Source organism: Xanthomarina maritima (genome assembly GCF_008084905.1).
Lineage (GTDB): Bacteria > Bacteroidota > Bacteroidia > Flavobacteriales > Flavobacteriaceae > Xanthomarina > Xanthomarina maritima.
In genome coordinates this window covers 224,348-246,954 of the sequence record NZ_VSFC01000052.1, presented here as the reverse complement: position 1 = coordinate 246,954, position 22,607 = coordinate 224,348, and the positions used below count along the sequence as shown (strand labels likewise).

Here is a 22,607-nt window from a genome sequence, read left to right as displayed (position 1 = left end):
ATAATAGCAGTCCTAAAAAATGAAAGATTATTTTATAGTTAAGTTTCACAATTTAAATTATAGAAATAATTTTTCTACTTGTTTTATAGATCTAGGCAAACAGCAAACAACTACTTTATCTGCAACACCAATTTTAAAATCGCCTAAAGCAATATGCCCTTTTCCATTTCTAATAATTCCACCAATAATGGCTGACCTTGGAAAATCGACATCTTTAATCAATTTATTACAAATTTTAGAAGTTGGTTTCACTTGGAATTCTAATAATTCGGCATTCATATTATTTAGCCTAGTCATGGCTATTACTTCACCTTTTCTAATATATCTAAAAATATTATTTGCTGCTAAAAGCTTTTTATTAATTAAGGTATCTATTCCAATGGAATGAGATAATTCAAAATAATCCATATTCTCAACCAAGGCAATAGTTTTTCTAACTCCTTTAGATTTGGCAACTAAACAAGACATGATATTGGTTTCAGAATTACCTGTTACAGCAATAAAAGCATCCATATCTTTTAAGCTTTCTTCATCTAATAAATCTACATTTCTACCATCTCCATTAATTACAAGAACATCAGATAACTCATCTGCTAAATCGAAAGCTCTATCTTTGTCTTTCTCAATAAGTTTTACATTGTTGTATACTTTACTTAAATCTCTTGCCGTTTTATAACCAATTTTACTCCCACCAAGAATCATCACATTTCTAATTTCTGTGTTGATTTTTCCAGTAAGAGTACAAAGTTCTTGACCACCACCTTCAGAAGTTATAAAAACCACATTATCTCCTTCTTTAAATTGGGTGTCTCCTCTTGGTATGATAGTATACTGTGTTCCAAATCGTTGTATAGCTATTGGTACAAAATGAATTTCAGGAAATATTTTAGCTGCTTCTTTTACAGTTTTACCAACAAATGCTGCAGTTCTAGAAAGGCTTAGTCCAACCATGGTTAAAGCTCCTTCTTCAAACTCATAACTATCATTAAAAGCAGATTGATTTAATAACAATTCAATTTCTGATGCTGCTAAAGATTCTGGAGAAATAAGTTCATCAATACCTAATTTTGTAAACCCAATTTCATCTTTATGATTTATTAATTCGGTATTAGAAATTCTAGCTATAGTTCTGTTTGCTCCAAGTTGTTTGGAAAGAACACAAACAGTAATATTTGTTGTTTCAGAAGATGTAACTGCTATTAATAAATCGCTTGATTCAATTTTTGCGTCTTTTAAAATAGCAATGGAGGTAGCATCTCCTTTAATAACTTTTATATCTAAATGATTGTCTGCATAATTAAGACTCTCTTTATTGGTATCTATTAAGGTAATTTCTTGAGACTCGTAAGACAATAATTTTGCTAAATGAAATCCAACTTCACCAGCTCCAGCAATAATTATTTTCATGTGTTATTTAATAATAAAGTAAGCAAATATACTGCAAAATTGATAGATTTATATAATTTCAAGATATATAATTATTTGATTTGAAGTTGCTAAAATGACTTAGACTTAAATTCTAACTGGATATCTAATAAATATAAATTTTGATATTAATTGAATATTTTAAATTCAAAATAAATATGTAGGTTTGTGCAAAATTATTCACATTGACAAAAGTTAAGCCTTACAAAAATAGCGACTTAGGGAAAAAAGAGCAAGTAACAAAAATGTTTGATGCTATTTCTAAAGAATATGATGGATTAAATCGTGTTATATCTTTTGGAATAGATGTCAAATGGAGAAATAAAGTGGTTAAAATTGTTACAGAATCTAAACCTAACATCATTCTTGATATTGCTACAGGTACTGGTGACATGGCTATAAATTTAGCACGAACTAAAGCTGATAAAATTATTGGTTTAGACATAAGCGAAGGCATGTTAAACGTTGGAAAAGAGAAGATTTTAAAAAAAGGATTACAAGACAGAATTGAAATGGTTGTAGGAGATTCTGAAAATTTACCTTTTGAAAATGACACATTCGATGCCATTACAGTAGGCTTTGGAGTTAGAAATTTTGAAACTCTAGAAAAAGGGCTTTCAGAAATTTATAGAGTTTTAAAACCTAATGGTGTTTTTGTTATTTTAGAAACTTCTGTCCCTACTAAAACGCCTTTTAAACAAGGGTATCATTTATACACAAAAAACATAATGCCTTTTATAGGAAAACTTTTTTCTAAAGACCGAAGTGCTTATAGATATTTAAGCGATTCAGCTTCAGTTTTTCCATATGGTGAAGCTTTAAACAATATTTTAAGAGAAATTGGGTTTATAAATGTAATAAACAAACCTCAAACATTTGGAGTGGCTACCATTTATACATCATCAAAAAAATAATATGAAAAACCTCTTTCTTCTAATAGCTTTTTTATTCATCTTTCAGCCTATATCTGCACAATTATTTAGTAAAGAAAAGGTTCTAAACGATGAAAATGTAGACAAAGCTTTTTTAAGTTATGGATATTATATTGGGTTTAATAGTTACGACTTTAACTTCGATTATGTTACAGACAAAAAAGATATTCAAGTAAAAAAATCTACGGGTTTTAATGTTGGTTTAGTTGGTAATATGCGCATTAACGAATATTTAGATTTAAGATTAGAGCCAGGTTTATATATAACTACTAGATTATTAGAATACGACGAAAGTTATTTTCAAGGCATAGAATACACTTCATCTGATTTAGAAAGAGAAGTAAAGTCAACTTACATCCATGTTCCATTATTATTAAAATTTTCCACTAAACGCTTAAATAATTTTAAGCCTTTTATTGTTGGAGGAGTATCAACGGCTTTAAATTTATCTAGTAATCAAGATAATCCTGATGATAATAGCGCAGGAAAATTTAGAACTAAGAAAAATATGTATTTCTACGAGATAGGTTTTGGTATCGACTTCTATCTATACTATTTTAAATTTACACCTTCAATTCGAGGTGTATTTGCTATAAATGATGAGCTTGTTAGAGATGCAGACCCAAACAGTCCTTGGACTGGAAATATCGAAACCATGAAAACTCGTGGTGTGTTTATAAACTTTACGTTTCAATAATATTTCGTTTAAACTCACTTAACAAAATAGCTGTTGCTGTAGCCACATTTAAACTTTCTGCAACTTGAATAGTTCCAAAACGTGGAATAAAAATTTTTTCTAAAACAAGACTCTCTATATCTTCAGATATCCCATTCGCTTCGTTACCCAAAACTAGAACTCCATTTTTTGGAAGCTGTTTATTATACACATTTTCACCATACATAAAAGTTCCAAAAGAATGTAAAGAAGATTTATTTAAAAAAGTTTTTAAATCCAGATAAGTTACATTTACTCTTGTAATAGAACCCATTGTTGCCTGTATTACTTTTGGATTATAACAATCTACAGTTTCTAAATTACACACAAGATCTTTTATTCCAAACCAATCACAAAGTCTAATTATGGTTCCCAAATTACCAGGATCACGAACATTATCTAAAGCTACAATTAATTGATTTTCTTGAATTAATTGCGGCTCTGGAATTTTAAAAATAGCTAAAGCTTTATTAGGAGTTGATAAAAAGCTAATTTTATTTAATTCGCTTTCAGAAATAATTGTTTCAAGATTGGCATCAATTTTGAAAGAATCTATAGTGAATAATTGATACAATTTAAAATGCGAAGCAATTAATTCATTAATTGTTTTAAGGCCTTCAACAACAAATAATCCATGTTGAAGTCTAAATTTTTTTTGTTTTAAACTGCTTATTAATTTTATTTGGTTTTTAGTTAACATTCAAACTTATTTAAATATATTTTTCAATTGAAATAGTGTATTTTTGAGTCTAAATGAAGTAATTATAAAAATTTAAAGTATTAATTACTTTTTAAAAACAACAACTCTTTTATTACTAGTTAATTTTTATTTGTATTTGAAACTACATTTCTCAAAAATAGTATTAATTATTGTATTTACAGGTTTTTTATATTCATGTAATTCAGTTAAAAGAGTTCCAGAAAACGAACATTTACTTATAGAAAACATCATATATGTTAATGATAAAAAAACCAAATCAGAACGTATAAATAATCTTCTATTTCAGCAAAGAAATAAAAAGGTCGCTACTATCCCCTTAAGACTTTATATTTACAATACTGCTAGACCAAATATAGATTCCATTATTAATGGCAAGTTAGACTCTAATCCAAAACGCAGAAATAGAGTAGAAACTTTTTTATCTAAAAAACAATTAGAAAGATACATTCAAGCTAGAATTTCATTTAATAATTGGCTTAAAAAAACTGGAGAAGCTCCTGTAATTGTCAAAGAATTTAAAACTCAAAAATCTGAAAAACAATTAGAAGCTTATTATTTTCATAATGGATGGTTTAATGTTGAAGCTACTTCTAAAACAAATATTATAGATGATAAAAAAGCAAGAGTAGATTATCATGTAATAACTGGCGAACCTTATATCTTAGATTCCATATCTACTAAAATAGCATCTCCAGTTATAGATTCTTTATATGAATTAACTAAAAGAAAGTCTTTTATAAAACCTAAAGATCAGTACAAAACTCAAACCTTCAATCTGGAAAAAGACCGTATCACTTCCGAATTAAGAAATTCTGGAGTCTATCATTTTAGTCAGGATTATGTGTATTTCGAAATGGATACAGTAAATACCAACAAAAAAGTTAACGTAGAATTACAGATTTTAAATAGAGCGATTAGAACTCAAGACACGGTTTTAAGAAAACCTTTTAACATCTATAAGGTAAAAGAAGTGAATATAATTACTGATTATTCTTATGAAAAAAAAGACTCAGATATATTAGATTCTATAAAGTATAAAGGCTTTAACTTATATAGCATTGGAAAAATGCGCTTCAAACCAAAGGCTATAACTGATGCTATTTTTATTACTCCAGATAGTGTTTTTAAAGATAAAGATAGATCAAATACATTTAGGCATATAAATAGTTTACAGACCTTTAAACATCCTAGTATTGATTATATTGAAAATCCAGATACAACACTAACAGCAAATATTTTATTAACACCTCTAAAAAAATTCGGTTTAAATTTTAGTGCAGAAGTATCACAAAGCAACATACAATCTATTGGTCTTGCATTTAATCCTAGTATTTTAATGAGAAATGTTTTTAAAAGAGCTGAAACTTTAGAACTTTCTGCTTTTGGGTCTATTGGTGCATCGAAAGATGGTGGAGATGAAAGCGATCCTTTTTTTGATATTAATGAACTTGGTGTCGATTTAAAATTAACAATTCCTAGATTATTATTCCCAATAAATACAGAAAGAATTATTCCAAAAACCATGTTTCCTAGCACTAGAATATCTATTTCTACTTCCAGTCAAACAAACGTCGGTTTAGACAAACAAACTGTAGCAGGTGTTTTTAATTACAAATGGTATGCTTCAAACCTAGTAACTAATAGGTTAGATTTATTTAATATTCAGTATATAAGAAATTTAAATCCAGATAATTATTTTGGGATTTATGGTAATTCTTATGATGCATTAAATGACATTTCACAAGATATAAACTATAATAATGGTGAAGATTTAACCTATCCAGATGAAACAGATATGTTTATTAATGATGTATTATCAGGTAATACATCTTTACAACCTGGTGATCCTGATTACGATGACGTGTATTCTATAAATGAAAGAAAAATAAGGCTAACAGAAGACAATCTAATTTTTGCTACAAATTTCAATTACACAAGAGATAATAGAGAAAACCTTTACGATGAAACATTTTCCATTTTCAGATTTAAAATAGAATTTGCAGGAAATTTATTTGCAGCCGTATCTAAAATTGGGAATCTACATAAAAATGATGCTGGACAATACGAACTATTTAATGTAGCTTACTCACAGTATGCAAAAACAGAATTGGATTATATAAAACATTGGGATTTAAGCAAAAAAAATGTGTTAGCTATTAGAGCTTTTGCAGGTATTGCTATTCCTTATGGAAACTCCACGAATATACCTTTTTCAAAAAGTTTTTTTGCAGGAGGAACCAATGATAATCGTGCATGGACTGCTTATAGCCTTGGACCTGGAAGCCTAGATAGTAACGATGAGTTTAATGAGGCTAACCTAAAATTAGCATTTAACATAGAACATAGATTTAACATCTTCGAGAAATTTAATGGCGCTCTTTTTATAGATACAGGAAACATTTGGAATGTATTTGATGATGTTACAGATCCAAAAGCAACTTTCACTAATTTCTCTTCTCTCGAAGATATCGCTGTTGGTTCTGGTTTTGGTCTTCGTTACGATTTTGGCTTTGCCGTTTTTCGATTTGATATAGGGTTCAAAACTTATGATCCATCATATCCATCAGGTAACAGATGGTTTAACGACTATAATTTTTCTAAAGCTGTTTATAACATAGGTATCAATTACCCTTTCTAAGCTATTTAATTTTCTTATTTTTGTAGTTCAAAAACTATTTAATTAATAAATATGGCTCATAATATCAAACCTGGAGTTGCAACAGGACAAGAAGTTCAAAATATATTTAAACTAGCTAAAGAAAAAGGATTTGCTTTACCTGCCGTTAACGTAGTTGGCTCAAATAGCATCAATGGTGTTCTTGAAACAGCTAGAGATTTAAACGCACCAGTTATTATACAGTTTTCTAATGGTGGTGGTGTATTTAATGCTGGAAAAGGGTTGAGTAACGACAATCAAAAAGCAGCTATTGCAGGTTGTGTTGCTGGAGCCAAACACATTCATTTATTAGCCAAAGCATATGGAGTTCCTGTTATTCTACATACTGACCATTGTGCTAAAAAATTATTACCTTGGATAGATGGTTTATTAGATGCCAGCGAACAACATTTTAAAGAAACTGGAAAACCTTTATACAGTTCGCACATGATAGATTTAAGTGAAGAACCTATTGAAGAAAACATAGAAATTTGCAAAGAATACCTAAAACGAATGAGCAAAATGGGTATGACTTTAGAAATAGAACTTGGTATAACTGGTGGTGAAGAAGATGGTGTGGATAATACAGATGTAGACGATTCAAAACTGTACACACAACCTGAAGAAGTAGCCTACGCATATGAAGAATTAAGCAAAATTAGTAATCAATTTACCATTGCAGCTGCTTTTGGAAACGTACATGGTGTTTACAAACCTGGAAACGTAAAACTAACTCCAAAAATTCTTAAAAACTCTCAGGAATATGTTTCTAAGAAATTTGGTGTAGGCCATAACCACATCGATTTTGTATTTCATGGTGGTTCAGGTTCTACGGTTGAAGAAATTAGAGAAGCCATAGGATATGGTGTTATTAAAATGAATATCGATACAGACATGCAATATGCATTTACATCTGGTGTTCGTGATTATATGAAAGAAAAAGAAGCGTATTTACAATCGCAAATTGGAAATCCTGAAGGAGACGATGTTCCAAATAAAAAATATTACGACCCAAGAGTTTGGTTACGTAAAGGAGAAAACACCTTTGTAGAGCGCTTAAAAAAGGCTTTCGAAGATTTAAACAATGTAAATACTTTATAAAAAAACCTGAGTGTTTCCACATTATTAAAAACAAAACTATAATTTTGTGGTCTGGCTTATAGCTAAACGATTATAGAAATAATCTAAAATCGTAAACCTATCCTGAGCAAAGTCGAAGGATCTAAAATCGTGAATCATTATGTCTTGGTTTAAAAGAAAAGAAAAAGGAATTCAAACTACAACCGAACAAAAAAAGGATACTCCTAAAGGTTTGTGGTATAAATCTCCTACTGGAAAAATAGTAGACACCAAAGAATTAGAACAAAATTTTTATGTAAGTCCAGAAGATGGATACCATGTAAGAATTGGAAGTAAAGAATATTTCGAAATTTTATTCGATGACAATAAGTTTAAAGAATTAGATATTAAATTAGAATCTAAAGATCCTTTAAAATTCGAAGACACTAAAAAATATCCAGACCGTTTAAAAGCGGCTCAGGAAAAAACAAAACTAAAAGATGCCGTTCGTACTGCAGTAGGTAAATCTAAAGGAAAAGATTTAGTGGTTGCTTGTATGGATTTTTCATTTATTGGTGGTTCTATGGGTTCTGTGGTTGGCGAAAAAATAGCACGTGCTGCAGATTATGCTTTAAAAAAGAAAATGCCATTTATGATTATCTCTAAGTCTGGAGGAGCAAGAATGATGGAAGCAGCCTTATCTTTAATGCAGTTAGCTAAAACTTCGGTTAAATTAGCTCAATTAGCAGATGCAGGAATCCCTTATATTTCTTTATGTACAGATCCAACTACTGGCGGAACTACAGCTTCTTTTGCTATGTTAGGAGATATTAATATTAGTGAGCCAGGAGCCTTAATTGGTTTTGCTGGACCAAGAGTTGTAAAAGATACTACTGGACAAGAATTACCAGAAGGTTTCCAAACGTCTGAATTTTTATTAGAACATGGCTTTCTAGATTTTATTACACATAGAAAAAACCTTAAAAACAAAGTGAACCTATATATTGATTTAATTACAAATCAACCTATTAGAGAATAAAAAAAGCGACCAATTGGTCGCTTTTTTATTTTATTACTACGTTTAATTTAAAATAATATCAAACATTGTTCCGTCAGTTAATGTAAAAGTAGCTAGATTATCACAAGTTCCATCTCCATAATCAAGTGTGCCTCCAAAAAATGTTCTTTCCATATAAATGGAACCACTAACAAAATGGTAGCAAGCAACTTCATGACGTAATGGTAAAACTATCTCATAAGTATGTGTGCTTCCACTAATAAAAGTAGCATTCCAATAGCCTGTAATCTCAAAAACATTATCAGTAAAAATACCAGAAGCAAATCCATCAATCCACTCTCTAACAATTTGTCCTTCTCTAGATGCTTGCAAACCATTTGGCCAAACAACAGTTAAATCTACCGTATGTGTAAACTGTGGATTACCATTATCGTTTGAAAGTTCTCTTAGAATAGAGTTACTACCAATAACATGTTTATTATCAAAATAAAAGTCATTCAAAACATAGCTTAATAAAACTTGTTGAGCTATTGGGTTTCGCTCGTAAGTTAAAACAACTTGTCCTTCATACAAATGACCTCTAATAACACAACCTCCTTCAGCAAAATCAATTGTTAATTCTCTAAAATTCTGTTCTACAACTAAAGTAACTGTTCCACAGTTAGGGTAAGATAATTTAAACCTATCTAAACTTTTAGATTCAGCACTTTCTTGATCTTCATACATTTCAATAATAAAATCTTCTAAAGAAGTTGAAATTTGATCTATCTCTGATGATTGTACAACTTCGTTTAGAGCTTGTTCTTCAGAAACAGGTTCTGTAGTTTCGTTATCTGTACAGGCAGTAAATAAAAGTACAAATACTGTTAAAGTAAATATTAAGGTTACTTTTAATTTCATTGTTTTCATAATCAATTTTTAAGGTTAAGATATTGTTAAAACGAAAAACATTGAAAAAAATTATTAATGGTCTCAAAATAATATTTTTACAAAAGATGGCAATTAGTTAAAAAGTAGTATATTTGCAGCTTGAAAGAAAAACTTTCATGTACATAAAAATCATTTAAAATAATATTGGAATGTATTTAACTAAAGAAGTAAAAGAAGAAATCTTCGCAAAACACGGTAAAGGAAAAAACGATACTGGTACTGCTGAAGGTCAGATTGCGTTATTTACGCACAGAATTAACCATTTAACTGAGCACTTAAAAAACAATCGTAAAGATTTTAACACTGAGCGTTCGTTAGTAAAATTAGTAGGTAAACGTCGTGCTTTACTTGACTATTTAACTAAGAAAGATATCTTAAGATATCGTGCTATTGTTAAAGAATTAGGATTAAGAAAATAATCACAATATAAGAGGCTTCGCGCCTCTTTTTTGTTTTAATATAACTCATTCGAAAGAGTCTAACATCGTGTATAAGAAGCTATTCATAGTTTTTCATTGGTCACACACAACAACTACTACAACAACACAACGACCATTGTTTAATTAGAATTAAAAATTTATGATTCCAAAAGTATTTAAAGAGGTTATAGACCTTGGTGATGGTAGAGAAATCTCCATCGAAACCGGAAAATTAGCTAAACAAGCTCATGGTTCGGTAGTTGTTCAATCTGGAAAATGTATGTTATTATGTACTGTTGTTTCCAATTACCAACAAAGTGACGTTGACTTTTTACCATTAACTGTTGACTATCGCGAAAAATTTGCAGCAGCAGGACGTTATCCTGGTGGTTTCTTCAAGAGAGAAGCAAGACCTAGTGATGGTGAAGTTTTAACCATGCGTTTAGTAGACAGAGTATTACGCCCACTTTTTCCAAAAGATTATCATGCAGAAACTCAAGTAATGATTCAGTTAATGTCTCATGACGATGATGTTATGCCAGACGCTATGGCTGGATTAGCAGCTTCTGCAGCAATTCAATTATCCGATATTCCTTTTGAAACTCCAATTTCTGAAGCTAGAGTTGGTCGAATTAATGGAGAATTCATTATCAACCCAACACAATCACAATTGTTAGAATCTGATATAGATATGATGATTGGTGCATCTGCAGATTCTGTGATGATGGTTGAAGGTGAAATGGATGAAATTTCTGAAGAAGAAATGGCTGAAGCTATTAAGTTTGCACACGAAGCTATAAAAGTGCAATGTGCTGCTCAAGTAAAATTAGCTGAAGCTTTTGGTAAAAAAGAAACTCGTGAGTACGAGCCAGAAAGAGAAGATGAAGATTTGGCTAAGAAAATTCACGATATGGCATACGATAAAGTATATGCTGTAGCTAAAGCTGGTTCATCTAAACATGAAAGAGGTGCTGCCTTTGCAGAAATTAAAGAAGACATAAAAGCAACTTTTTCTGAAGAAGAATTAGCAGATTTAGGTGGTCTAATCTCTAAATACTATAGCAAAGCTGAAAAAGCAGCCATAAGAGATTTAACTTTAAACGAAGGCTTACGTTTAGATGGACGTAAAACTACAGACATCAGACCTATTTGGTGTGAAGTAGATTATTTACCATCTACACATGGTTCTTCTATATTCACTCGTGGAGAAACTCAAGCTTTAGCAACTGTTACTTTAGGAACTTCTAGAGAGGCTAATCAAATTGATATGCCATCTTTTGAAGGCGAAGAACGTTTTTATTTACACTATAACTTCCCTCCTTTTTCAACTGGAGAAGCTAGACCAATTCGTGGAACGTCGCGTCGTGAAGTTGGACATGGTAACTTAGCACAACGTGCTCTAAAAGGAATGGTTCCAGAAGATTGTCCTTATACAGTACGTGTGGTATCTGAAGTATTAGAATCTAACGGTTCATCGTCAATGGCTACAGTCTGTTCAGGTACTATGGCTTTAATGGATGCTGGTGTACAATTAAAGAAACCTGTTTCTGGTATTGCTATGGGATTAATCTCTGATGCTGAATCTGGAAAATATGCTGTATTATCTGATATTCTAGGTGATGAAGATCATTTAGGTGATATGGACTTTAAAGTTACTGGAACAGCAGATGGTATTACCGCTTGCCAAATGGATATCAAAGTAAAAGGCTTATCGTACGAAATTCTTGTTAAAGCTTTAAAACAAGCAAGAGAAGGACGTTTACATATTTTAGAAAAATTAGTTGAAACGATTGCACAACCTAATGCAGATGTGAAACCTCATGCTCCTAAAATGATAACCAGAAGAATTCCTAACGAATTTATTGGAGCTCTTATTGGTCCTGGAGGAAAAGTCATTCAAGAATTACAAAAAGAAACCAAAACAACCATTGTTATCAATGAAGATCCAGAAACCGAAGAAGGAATTGTTGAAATCTTAGGAACTGGTCAGGAAGGTATTGATGCTGTTTTAGCAAAAATAGATTCTTTATTGTTTAAACCGGAAGTTGGTAGCGTTTATGAAGTAAAAGTCATTAAGATGCTTGACTTTGGTGCTGTAGTAGAATATACAGAAGCGCCAGGGAACGAGGTCTTGTTACACGTAAGCGAATTAGCTTGGGAACGTACAGAAAATGTATCTGACGTGGTGAATATGGGAGACGTTTTTGATGTGAAGTATTTTGGTGTCGATCCAAGAACACGTAAAGAAAAAGTATCTAGAAAAGCCATCTTACCAAAACCTGAAGGTTTTAAGGAAAGACCTCCTAGAGATGATAAGCGTTCTGGTGGAAGAGATAATCGTGGACGCGATAACAGACGTGACGACAGAAAACCTAGAGAAGATAGAAAAGACGATTAAGTTTTTTTATAAATGTTATAAAAACCCGCTTCAAAAAAATTGAAGCGGGTTTTTTGGTATAATATTTGTAAGGAAATATGCGTTAACAAATTCTTAAATTATGAAAAAAACCTTAGTTCCGTATTTATTTCTCGTATTAACATTTGTCGCTTGCTTTAATGATTTTGATGATGAATTAAGTAACCCAGTCCAACAAGAAACTCCAACCGCAGAATTCCCAATCACAGTAGGATCTGAACTTTATAACAATTTACAATCTTATATTGATAATGAAAACACTAACCCTACCGATTGCATTGAATTTATATATCCCATTACTATCAATGTTTTTGATGAATTACTAGATTTTGTCAATTTTCAAACTATAGAAAATAAAGATAATTTCATCCAGTTCTTGGCGAGTTTACAAATTGAATATACAATTAGTATCAGTTATCCTATTATTTATACAAATGATACTGGAGAAGAAATACAAATAGAAAATAACGAGCAACTTGGCGAGAAGCTTCAAGAATGTTTAGATATAGAATTAGAATTCTATTGCAACAATATTTTAATTGGCGAGATAGGCCAAGAATGTATTTGGAAAGTCATCAATAATCCTAATGGCAATAATGATTATGAAAATGCAATATTTAATTTAAGTCCTATAGGATTAACAACTTTGGAACACAATGACACGGTTGTTTTTGGGAGTTGGAACGTTTTAGCGTCATTCAATCAATTATTTTTTAATATTTCATTTGAGGCGAACACAGACGCGTCAATTGTTTGGAATAAAAATTGGTATGTGACCATCATTGACGAAAACAACATCATGTTACAAGACGGTAATTCCGAAGTTTTCTTTTTAGAAAAAGAATGTGGTTTAGAAATTTGTCCGAAATATATTTTTGAGGAGTGTGAAATTGAAATAGATTCTAACGTTTCAAATTTCGATTTAGAAAGCTACATTAATTGTTTTGCTTCTAATCTCGATCTAAGTAACTCCACTGTAACCTTTTTTGAAACCGAAATGGATGCAACTAACAACCTAAATCAAATTTTGTCACCATATACCAATATTCTAAATCCGAAATATATCTATGTTAGAATTGCGGATAATACCACTGGAGAATTTTCAATCTTAAAGATACTTTTAGTGGTTATCAATTGCTAGTCAAAAAAAAGCTCATTAAAATTTGATGGGCTTTTTTCAATATAATAAAATGTTGTTTATTTAGGAATATACTTTTTCATGGTTTCCATTTGTTTTTCATCAAGAATAGTACTCATCCCTTTTTGAAAATTATCGTCGCTCATTAAAGCCGATTGGATTTTTTCGGTTTGATCACTCTTGTCACCAGAACCCATTAGTTTATCTGTTCCTAAACTTCCAATCATTTTTTGAAATTTTTCGCTTTTTAACTGACTAACAACCAATACAGAAACCTGTTTTTGTTGCTTTTCGTTTAAATTTAATTTTTTTGTTAAATTCTCTACTTGGTCTGAAGCCAAATTCTCAATCAAAGAGCTTGTAGAGGAAGAAACACTTTTTGACATAGACGATAAATTCTGCGCTGATACTTGCATCATACTAAATGCAAAAAATAAAAATAGTAATTTTTTCATGTTGTTTATTTTGTTTTTAGAACTGTCAATATACTATATTTCTGTTAATTTTTATATAAATTCAACATGCTACAAAAATAATCAAACCTTTCTGTAACAAAAATTGCTCTTTCAACGTATAACCATAACATAAAGTAACAACTTAACTTATTTATAGGCACACACTAGATGAGACAACTTAAAATTACCAAGCAGGTTACCAATAGAGAAACTGCTTCGTTAGACAAATATCTTCAGGAAATTGGAAAAGTTGACTTAATTACAGCAGACGAAGAAGTAGAATTAGCACAACGTATTAAAGCAGGAGATCAACTTGCTTTAGAAAAGTTAACGAAGGCTAACTTACGTTTCGTAGTTTCTGTAGCTAAGCAATACCAAAACCAAGGATTAACCTTACCAGATTTAATTAATGAAGGGAATTTAGGACTTATTAAAGCGGCACAACGTTTCGATGAAACTCGTGGTTTTAAATTTATTTCGTATGCTGTTTGGTGGATTAGACAATCCATTTTACAAGCCTTGGCAGAACAATCTCGTATTGTACGTTTGCCTTTAAACAAAATTGGTTCTATTAATAAAATTAATAAAACCTTTGCTTTTTTAGAGCAAGCACACGAACGTCCACCTAGTGCCGAAGAAATTGCTAAAGAATTAGACATGACTATTAACGATGTTAAAGAGTCTATGAAAAATTCTGGTCGCCACGTAAGTATGGATGCGCCTTTAGTTGAAGGTGAAGACTCCAACTTATATGATGTATTAAACTCTGGTGAATCTCCAAATCCAGATAGAGATTTATTACACGAATCTTTACGTACTGAAATTGAAAGAGCTCTAGAAACATTAACGCCTCGTGAAGCTGATGTGATTCGTTTGTATTTTGGTTTAGGAAACCAACATCCAATGACATTAGAAGAAATTGGAGAAACATTCGATCTTACTAGAGAACGTGTTAGACAAATTAAAGAAAAAGCGATTCGTAGATTAAAACATACGTCTAGAAGTAAAATATTAAAAACATATTTAGGATAGTAATTTTTAATAATTACGACTAAATAACAGTAACAAATAGTTACAAAATAACTGTTCGTTTTTTGATTGATGAAAGAAGCCAGAGCTGATTACTCTGGCTTCATTTTTTTACCTATTTTTGCACAAACAAACAACTACACAAAAAATGAACTCAAAATTAATAGCACCTTCCATGTTAGCAGCCGATTTTGGCAACATGCAACGCGATGTAGAAATGGTTAATAACAGTGAAGCCGATTGGTTTCATATAGATGTTATGGATGGACATTTTGTTCCAAATATTTCTTATGGCATGCCAGTCATTCAGGCCATAAAAAAGCATGCCACAAAACCCTTGGATGTGCATTTAATGATTGAAAAACCAGAGCGATATATTGAAGAGTTTGCGAAAGTTGGTGCAGATATAATTACCGTTCATTACGAATCAACTGTTCATTTACATAGAACTTTAACTCAAATAGAAGATACAGGATGTAAAGCGGGAGTGGTTTTAAATTTAACAACACCTATTTCTGTATTAGAAGATATATTACCAAAATGTTATATGGTGTTACTAATGTCTATAAATCCTGGTTTTGGTGGTCAGAAATTTGAAGACATAACCTACAATAGGATTAAAAAACTAAGACGTATGATTGACGAACAAGGCCTGAACACCAAAATCGAAATCGATGGAGGTGTTACAGATAAAAACATAAAACAACTGGTAGATGCTGGAGCAGATGTTTTTGTTGCTGGATCTCATGTTTTTAAAAGTAATTATCCAACAGATACTATAAAGCAATTAAAACAGATAGCTAACTCATAAAAAAAGCTCCAAATGGAGCTTTTTTTTGTTAGAATAATAATTTGGTTAGAATTGATCTATTAAATAGTTTATTAAATCTGTAGTTGTAACAATACCTACTAATTTATCTTCATCAACAACTGGAAGCGCATGAAATTCTTTTTTAGATAATATTTCAGCCACTTCTTTAATTAATGTAGTAGAAGTAACACTCACTAGGTTTTTAGCCATTACCTGCTCTATAGTAAACATATTGTAAACTACAGTATCTACAGTATCTTCATCTTCATCAATAGCATCTGCAAAGCTAATTCGAAGTAAATCTGTATAACTTAACATACCTATTATTTTATCTCCACTTACTACAGGTATGTGTCTAATTTTTTTAGTTTTAAATAATCTTTCTGCTGTTTCTAAATCGTCTGTATGATTTAATGTAATGACTTCTTTGGTCATTATTTCTGAAATTGGTGTTCTTCTTTTCATCTTATTGGTTTTAAATTCAGTAATAAAGTTATGAATAGAAACCATTAAAAACCATGACAAATGTCATTGATTCATAATAATTTAACCTAAAACATCGTTATAAATAATCATTTTGAAGTATTAATATATTTTCTTACATTTAAGAACATAACTTTTAATTATGAATAGAAGACATTTTTTAAAGAAATCTGGTAAAGCTATTTTAGCAATTTCAGCAATATCTATAACTGCTTCTGTTGCTAGTTCATGTAGTAATGACGATGATGGTTCATTTAATGATGGATATTATGGTGATGGTTATTATGATGACGGTTACTATGATGATGGATATTACGATGACGGTTACTATGATGATGGATATTATGATGACGGCTACTATGATGATGGTTACTATGATGATGGCTATTATGGAGGTTAATTAGAAATTAAATTTTTTAAATTTCATTCTAAAATCAAACAGACTCTTTTCTGTAGTCTAAACTTTCTATGCCTTGAATAACATCCTTTTTTTACATGACACTTCCTTACAAACACCAAGAGGTGCAGAACTTACTATTAAGCAATTAATTAATCATAATTCAAGCAAAAAATTCCATATTGTATTAGACAACATCAAAGATTTTGATAAGACAAAAAGCCATATCCTAAACTCAAATTTAATTGTTGTCTGTAGTACTTCTCGTTGTCATTTTGAAATTGAGTTAATTGAATATTTAATATTCATAAATCAACCATATATTAAGATTGAGTTTGATTATAATTTTTGCGTTAGAAGAAATATTCTTTGTACTGTAGATAGAAAAATTAATAATTGTTGCCATTCCAAAAAATTTCATCTTTATAGAAAATTATTTGCGAAAGCTAGTTTAAACATATTTCAATCCCCAAAACACTATCAATCTCACTATGAGTTTTTTGGCGAGGCCATTTCAAATTATAATATAAAACCACCAACTGTATTTGTGGATGACCTTCAACCTTCAAAATGGAAAGTGGAAGACACCATTCCTTTTTTTGGGGATTTAAATTATTTAAAAGGAGGCAAAGCTTATGTTGCCTATGCCGAATCTCATCCTGAAAAAAAATTTCCCGTTTATGGGAAAAATCAATTAAGACAACCTATTCCTGAAAATATTACTTTTAAAGATCCTGTACCTAATTATGAAGTTTTAAGAATATTAGGTAAAACTAAAACCTTTTTTTGTCAACCTGTTTGGCCAGAACCTTCTGGAAGGTTAGCAGCTGAAGCATTTTTATCTGGATGTGAAATTATATCTAATGATAGAATTGGAACATTTTCGTTCGATTTTTATCCAGATAATAAAACAAAAGCTATAGAAGAAATGATAGCTGCTTTAAAGAATTTTTGGGTTGAAACAGAACACATTCTAACAACAAATGAAACTAAAGAAATAAAAAAACTAGGAAACGTATTAGTTTATAAAAGCTATGGTGGTTTAGGAGATATTTTCTTTGCAGTCCCTGCTATTTACAAACTCGCAAAAGTTTCTAAAAGCTTACATTTTGCAGTAGCTCCAAGATTAGTTTCTTTTTTCTCTAAACATTTAAAAAATGTTACTGTGGTAAACGAAGAGGAAGTTAAATTACAGGAACCTAATTACAACCATATTTTTGAGTTAGGTAATTATCCAGCTTTTAGAGGATATGATTTGCCTCATGCTTTGCAATATCCAACCCACAAAAAAGTAAAACAACATGCTATACAGCATTATATTGATACTATTTCCAAACTTCATATTTCTATAGATAATAAATACGATGGATATCCATATTTCGAGCAATCAAAACCTTTAAATAAAAAACATTTTGTGGTTCATCATGGAGCTGGATTTTTATTAAAAATTTGGCCAACCGAAAAATATGCACAACTTATTGAAGAACTAGCCTCTATTTTTCCTGATTTAGATTGTAAAATAATTATGGGTCCAAACGATCCAGAAATTGCATCTTATTTTAGCAAGCCAATGCCACATGTAAGTTATATAACTGGAGACATGAACAAAGTAGGAGAAGCTCTTTCTGGAGCCTTATTCCATATTGGTAATGATGCAGGAATTACACACGTAGCAGGAGCTTTTAATATTCCATCTATTGGAATTTATGGGCCAACTGGACCTGGAAGTTGGGGAAGTTTTGCTGAATACAACGAGCTTATTTGGGGCAAAAAAGGTGTTTGTACTATTAGATGTAATTATGACGTTATTTTAAATTGTGAACATCGAATCTGTTTGAATTCTGTTACTACAGACCGTGTAATAGCTGCATTATATAAAGTACTGCAAAAAGCTTATTATAATGAACAAACATTACATAAAATTAATCCGATTGCCGAGTTCGATTTTGGAAAAAACGATTGCTTAATAAAATTAGAAGACAACGAATTTTTAATTGAATATCATGAAAAAAACATGAAACAACAAGTAGAGTCTCTTTTGAAAAATGAAACAATAAACCAGTCTAATGACCCAAATTTGAAACTTGTTTTAGATGTGTTAGAACAACAAAACATTATTTTTAATATCCCAAGTTTTAAAAATAGTAATTCTGCTTAACAACAAGTCAAGTATAATATAACAGGCTAACATAATCTGCTAATATCCAGAAAAATTAAAATTCAACATTTGTTTAACTAAACTATAGATCTCAGGAAATTCATTTTTAAATTCTTTAGGAGACTCAATAAAGGTTTCTAGAATAACTGCCAACAATTCAAAATCGTTTGTAAAAGCATAATTTCTTAAGGATTCTGAATTAACTAATTTAGACTTTAAATTATCATTAATTGTAAGTAATTCTCTAAGCTCATTAAATGTATCTATAAAAATAACCGAATTTATATCATTTTGATAGATGCTATTAAAATGAATAGCATGTGCAAATTCATGAATGGCTAGGTTTAATTTATCATCCTCAATTCTAAAACCCTCTTTAAAATTATCCCACGAAAGCACCAAAGTTTTAAGATTTACATTAAACTCTCCTTTATGGTAATTGTCGTTAATAGTTGAATAGTATTGGCTTGGATATACAATTATATTCTTTATGGATTTAATAGTAAAATCTCTAAATCCAAATGTAAGCATGGTAGCAGTTGCAGAAATTAATATTTTTACTTCTTCTGTAATTATAAAATCTTCTTTACCAATAAATTGCTTATTCTCGATAAAAATAGCGACTCTATGTCTAAAATATGCTTTATGCCTTTTACTTAACCTATTATAAAAAGTAAATTGTTCTTTTAATATATTTTCTTGATTTGGCTTTAACTTATTTAAAAATGGGTGAAAATAGACATATAGTGGACGTCTTGTTAAAAAAACATAGCCAATTTCAAAGCCATCAAACACACTAGAAACAATTTGTCTCATCCATATTAGAATAATAACAAGTAAAAAACCAACTAGTATAATTAAAATTATAGTTCCTATTAAATAATCTTGATTTGGGTTTAATAAAAGCATGGATTTAAAATTTCAAACATACAATTAAAGAAAAAATAATAATATCTCATTTACTTATATAAGCATATAATATTTTTTTATTTTTTATAAATTCAAGTAAACTTATAAATATAGTGATCTTTAGATTTAAATTCTCTTTGCCTACTGATCCCTAAAAGCTACGCTTTAATAATCAAAATGCTGTACGGCAAATTCAATATTACTTGAATTTGCCGTACAGCATTTTTACTTATTTGTGACCTCGAGAGGATTCGAACCTCCAACCCTCAGAGCCGAAATCTGATATTCTATCCAGTTGAACTACGAGGCCAAAAGTCAAATAACAGATGGAATTCGATTATTCCATAAGTTTTAAGACAATTTAGCTCTTACAATATTTGATATAGTCTTTCCATCGGCTTGTCCTGCTAATTTTTGACTAACAATTCCCATCACTTTTCCCATGTCTTTCATACCTTCTGCTCCAACATTTTCTATAGTCATTACTACTATTTTTTCAATTTCTTCGTCTGAAAGTGCTTCTGGTAAAAACTGATTGATAACTTCTGCTTCTGCTAATTCTGGTGCAGCTAAATCTTCGCGACCTTGTTCTATGTAAATTGCAGCACTATCTTTACGTTGTTTGACTTGCTTTTGGAGTATTTTTAATTCCTGTTCTTCGGTTAATTCTTCTTTTGCTCCACTTTCTGTCTGTGCCAATAAAATTGCTGATTTAACAGCTCTTAAAGCTGTTAATGCTGTTTGATCTTTACTTTTCATGGCTTCTTTTAAAGCTGTCATGACATCTTGTTGTAAACTCATTTTTTATGTTTTTAAGAGGTTACGAAGATAACAAAAAGTAAACAGTTAAGCCTACTAGAAAAGTAATCCTATGATTATAAAAATAGAAAATAAAACCCGAATAATCTAAATGATTATTCGGGTTTTGAAAGAAGCTCTAACACTAAACCTAATCGCTATTAATTAATCTACGTTATCGTGTAAAAACGAATTGTTGCTTCTAAATTGTAAATCGTCGTTATCGTCTGTACTAACACTTGTACCAGACATACTAGATTCTGAAGAATGTTGTGTCTCATCAAGATTAATACCTTGACGTTTATAAGCTGGAATTTTTTCTATATCATCAATTTTAGAATTATTGAATTTATAATTAAAATCTTTCATCTTACGTCTACGCTCTTCTGCACGTTCTTTAAGTAATTCAGAAATAGGGCTATTCATTGGGTCTATTTCTTCTGTTGTTACTTTAGGTTCTTCTTGATTCATAATTTTCTTTTCGAAAACTATTTCTTTATCAAGTTCATCAGCTATTTCTATTGTTTGTTCTTTCTTTTTGTTTTGATTGATTCCAGATTCTATTTCAATATAATCGTCAAGAGCATATCTAGTTTCACCATGTTCGTTTGTTTCTGTAACTGGAATTAACTCCACATAATCGTTAACTGGAATCTTTTTAATGTTTTCTTCTAAATCATGAACAACAAAATCATCGTCTTTATTTTCAATAGTTGATTCACTAATAGGCAAATCGAACGTTAAAGTAATTTGTTGCTCTTCTTCTTCAACTTCAAAAGATATATCTTGTTTAGTTTCAGATTCAATTTCAGTAATTATAAAATCTTCTTCTTCAACTGCATCTATAACTTCATCATAAACAACCTTTATATTTCTAATTAATTCTGAAGTAGGAATTAATTCTTCTTCATTAGAAAAATTATTAGGGCTATTAAACTCTTCTAGCTCATCTAAATCTAATGTGTGTTTCACTATTGGAGTTTCAGTTTTTTCTTCTAATTCAATATTTGGAGTAATGATAGCTGGAGCTTTTTCTTTTTTTGATAAATCCTGTTCAAAAGGTTTATCTTCTTCTAAAGCATGAATAACTTTTTTTGCTTCAGTATTAGATATTTCATCTTGCTGATCAATATTAAAACCTGTAGCTATAATAGTTACAGCAATAGACTCTTCTAGAGATTCATCTTCACCAACTCCCATAATGATGTTGGCTCCATGACCTGCTTCGTTTTGAATGTGGTCGTTTATTTCACCAATCTCATCAATAGTAATTTCTTGAGAACCAGAGACAATAAGCAGCAATACATTTTTGGCTCCAGTTATTTTATTATCATTTAATAAAGGGGAATCTAAAGCTTTTGAAATAGCATCATGAGCTCTGTTCTGACCAGAAGAAGTTGCAGATCCCATAATAGCTGTTCCACTATTACTTAGCACTGTTTTAGCATCACGTAAATCGATGTTTTGAGTATAGTGATGTGTAATAACTTCAGCAATTCCACGTGCAGCAGTAGAAAGTACTTCGTCTGCTTTAGAGAATCCTGCTTTAAAGCCTAAATTTCCATAAACTTCTCGAAGTTTGTTGTTATTAATAACCACTAACGAATCTACAACACTACGAAGGTTTTCAATACCTATTTGTGCTTGTTCATTACGCATTTTCCCTTCAAATTGAAAAGGCATAGTAACTATTCCAACCGTTAAAATATCTAAGTCTTTAGCCATTTTAGCAATTATTGGAGCAGCTCCTGTTCCAGTTCCTCCACCCATTCCAGCAGTTATAAATACCATCTTGGTATTTGAATCTAACATACGTTGAATGTCTTCAAAACTTTCTATAGCTGATTTTTCCCCAACATCTGGATTTGCACCAGCTCCTAAACCTTCGGTTAAGTTAAGGCCTAATTGAATTTTATTTGGGACTCCACTATTTTGAAGTGCTTGTGCATCTGTATTACAGATTACAAAATCGACTCCTTTAATACCTTGTTGAAACATGTGATTGATAGCATTGCTACCTCCACCTCCAACACCAATTACTTTTATAACATTTGATTGATTTTTAGGGAGATCAAATGAAATATTACTTTCGAATTCTTTGTTGCTGCTCATGAATTTCGTTTTTTATGATTCTATTA

At 30.6% G+C, this 22,607-nt stretch carries 20 protein-coding genes and 1 tRNA gene; 12 read left to right on the top strand and 9 right to left on the bottom strand.

The window, feature by feature from the left end; genetic code table 11:
- Positions 1-57: 57 nt before the first annotated feature.
- The gene (gene trkA, locus FVF61_RS11020; RefSeq protein WP_148456382.1) at positions 58-1,407 is read right to left on the bottom strand and encodes a Trk system potassium transporter TrkA; all 1,350 of its coding nucleotides are present in this window, start codon (positions 1,405-1,407) and stop codon (positions 58-60) included.
- 203 nt (positions 1,408-1,610) lie between these two features.
- Between trkA and ubiE the strand changes: the two genes are divergently transcribed.
- Positions 1,611-2,339 (top strand): bifunctional demethylmenaquinone methyltransferase/2-methoxy-6-polyprenyl-1,4-benzoquinol methylase UbiE, encoded by a 729-nt coding sequence (gene ubiE, locus FVF61_RS11015; RefSeq protein WP_148456380.1) that lies wholly within the window; start codon positions 1,611-1,613, stop codon positions 2,337-2,339.
- 1 nt (position 2,340) lies between these two features.
- A complete protein-coding gene (porT, locus tag FVF61_RS11010) occupies positions 2,341-3,054 on the top strand; it encodes a type IX secretion/gliding motility protein PorT/SprT (RefSeq protein ID WP_148456378.1) in 714 nt (237 codons plus the stop codon).
- On the opposite strand, the gene FVF61_RS11005 is transcribed toward porT, so the two are convergent.
- The gene (locus tag FVF61_RS11005; protein WP_148456376.1) at positions 3,041-3,772 is read right to left on the bottom strand and encodes a TrmH family RNA methyltransferase; all 732 of its coding nucleotides are present in this window, start codon (positions 3,770-3,772) and stop codon (positions 3,041-3,043) included. The two genes, porT and FVF61_RS11005, sit on opposite strands and share 14 nt — an antisense overlap.
- A 136-nt stretch (positions 3,773-3,908) precedes the next feature.
- Between FVF61_RS11005 and tamL the strand changes: the two genes are divergently transcribed.
- The 3 genes from tamL to accD all read left to right on the top strand — a co-directional run bounded on the left by tamL (position 3,909) and on the right by accD (position 8,547).
- Entirely contained in the window at positions 3,909-6,431 is a 2,523-nt protein-coding gene (gene tamL, locus FVF61_RS11000; RefSeq protein WP_148456374.1) for a translocation and assembly module lipoprotein TamL, read from the top strand.
- A gap of 51 nt (positions 6,432-6,482) precedes the next feature.
- Positions 6,483-7,550, top strand: a complete 1,068-nt coding sequence (gene fbaA, locus FVF61_RS10995) for a class II fructose-bisphosphate aldolase (RefSeq protein WP_148456372.1) — start codon at positions 6,483-6,485, stop codon at positions 7,548-7,550.
- Between the two features lie 139 nt (positions 7,551-7,689).
- On the top strand, positions 7,690-8,547 hold the full coding sequence (gene accD / locus FVF61_RS10990) for an acetyl-CoA carboxylase, carboxyltransferase subunit beta (protein ID WP_148456370.1): 858 nt from the start codon (positions 7,690-7,692) through the stop codon (positions 8,545-8,547).
- Between the two features lie 42 nt (positions 8,548-8,589).
- Here accD and FVF61_RS10985 read toward each other — a convergent pair whose 3' ends face one another.
- Complete coding sequence (locus FVF61_RS10985) at positions 8,590-9,435, bottom strand: hypothetical protein (RefSeq protein WP_148456368.1); 846 nt, start codon at positions 9,433-9,435, stop codon at positions 8,590-8,592.
- A gap of 170 nt (positions 9,436-9,605) precedes the next feature.
- Here FVF61_RS10985 and rpsO point away from each other — a divergent pair, with 170 nt between their 5' ends.
- The 3 genes from rpsO to FVF61_RS10970 all read left to right on the top strand — a co-directional run bounded on the left by rpsO (position 9,606) and on the right by FVF61_RS10970 (position 13,432).
- A complete protein-coding gene (gene rpsO / locus FVF61_RS10980) occupies positions 9,606-9,875 on the top strand; it encodes a 30S ribosomal protein S15 (RefSeq protein ID WP_148456366.1) in 270 nt (89 codons plus the stop codon).
- A gap of 160 nt (positions 9,876-10,035) precedes the next feature.
- Positions 10,036-12,273: a polyribonucleotide nucleotidyltransferase gene (locus FVF61_RS10975; protein WP_148456365.1), complete on the top strand. Its 2,238-nt coding sequence runs from the start codon at positions 10,036-10,038 to the stop codon at positions 12,271-12,273.
- 100 nt (positions 12,274-12,373) lie between these two features.
- Positions 12,374-13,432 carry a hypothetical protein gene (locus FVF61_RS10970; protein WP_148456362.1) on the top strand — a complete coding sequence of 353 codons (1,059 nt, stop codon included), beginning with the start codon at positions 12,374-12,376 and terminating at the stop codon, positions 13,430-13,432.
- 56 nt (positions 13,433-13,488) lie between these two features.
- On the opposite strand, the gene FVF61_RS10965 is transcribed toward FVF61_RS10970, so the two are convergent.
- The gene (locus FVF61_RS10965; protein ID WP_148456359.1) at positions 13,489-13,884 is read right to left on the bottom strand and encodes a hypothetical protein; all 396 of its coding nucleotides are present in this window, start codon (positions 13,882-13,884) and stop codon (positions 13,489-13,491) included.
- A 168-nt stretch (positions 13,885-14,052) separates the two neighbouring features.
- On the opposite strand from FVF61_RS10965, the gene FVF61_RS10960 reads away from it, so the two are divergent.
- Together FVF61_RS10960 and rpe are read left to right on the top strand one after the other, a co-directional pair.
- Positions 14,053-14,916, top strand: a complete 864-nt coding sequence (locus FVF61_RS10960; RefSeq protein ID WP_055442537.1) for a sigma-70 family RNA polymerase sigma factor — start codon at positions 14,053-14,055, stop codon at positions 14,914-14,916.
- Positions 14,917-15,061: 145 nt separating this feature from the next.
- Positions 15,062-15,724 carry a ribulose-phosphate 3-epimerase gene (gene rpe, locus FVF61_RS10955; protein WP_148456356.1) on the top strand — a complete coding sequence of 221 codons (663 nt, stop codon included), beginning with the start codon at positions 15,062-15,064 and terminating at the stop codon, positions 15,722-15,724.
- A 45-nt stretch (positions 15,725-15,769) separates the two neighbouring features.
- Here the strand turns inward: rpe and FVF61_RS10950 are convergent, their stop codons facing one another.
- The gene (locus FVF61_RS10950; protein WP_148456353.1) at positions 15,770-16,189 is read right to left on the bottom strand and encodes a CBS domain-containing protein; all 420 of its coding nucleotides are present in this window, start codon (positions 16,187-16,189) and stop codon (positions 15,770-15,772) included.
- 160 nt (positions 16,190-16,349) lie between these two features.
- Between FVF61_RS10950 and FVF61_RS14275 the strand changes: the two genes are divergently transcribed.
- The gene (locus FVF61_RS14275) at positions 16,350-16,607 is read left to right on the top strand and encodes a Vmc-like lipoprotein signal peptide domain-containing protein (protein ID WP_199757299.1); all 258 of its coding nucleotides are present in this window, start codon (positions 16,350-16,352) and stop codon (positions 16,605-16,607) included.
- 73 nt (positions 16,608-16,680) lie between these two features.
- Entirely contained in the window at positions 16,681-18,762 is a 2,082-nt protein-coding gene (locus tag FVF61_RS10940) for a glycosyltransferase family 9 protein (RefSeq protein WP_148456350.1), read from the top strand.
- 39 nt (positions 18,763-18,801) lie between these two features.
- Here FVF61_RS10940 and FVF61_RS10935 read toward each other — a convergent pair whose 3' ends face one another.
- From FVF61_RS10935 to ftsZ, 4 genes are all read right to left on the bottom strand, one after another.
- Positions 18,802-19,671 (bottom strand): zinc-dependent peptidase, encoded by an 870-nt coding sequence (locus FVF61_RS10935; protein ID WP_148456348.1) that lies wholly within the window; start codon positions 19,669-19,671, stop codon positions 18,802-18,804.
- 236 nt (positions 19,672-19,907) lie between these two features.
- Positions 19,908-19,981: transfer RNA gene (locus FVF61_RS10930), tRNA-Arg, on the bottom strand.
- A 41-nt stretch (positions 19,982-20,022) separates the two neighbouring features.
- Positions 20,023-20,472: a GatB/YqeY domain-containing protein gene (locus FVF61_RS10925; RefSeq protein WP_148456345.1), complete on the bottom strand. Its 450-nt coding sequence runs from the start codon at positions 20,470-20,472 to the stop codon at positions 20,023-20,025.
- A gap of 162 nt (positions 20,473-20,634) precedes the next feature.
- Positions 20,635-22,581, bottom strand: a complete 1,947-nt coding sequence (gene ftsZ / locus FVF61_RS10920) for a cell division protein FtsZ (protein ID WP_148456342.1) — start codon at positions 22,579-22,581, stop codon at positions 20,635-20,637.
- Positions 22,582-22,607 lie beyond the last annotated feature (26 nt).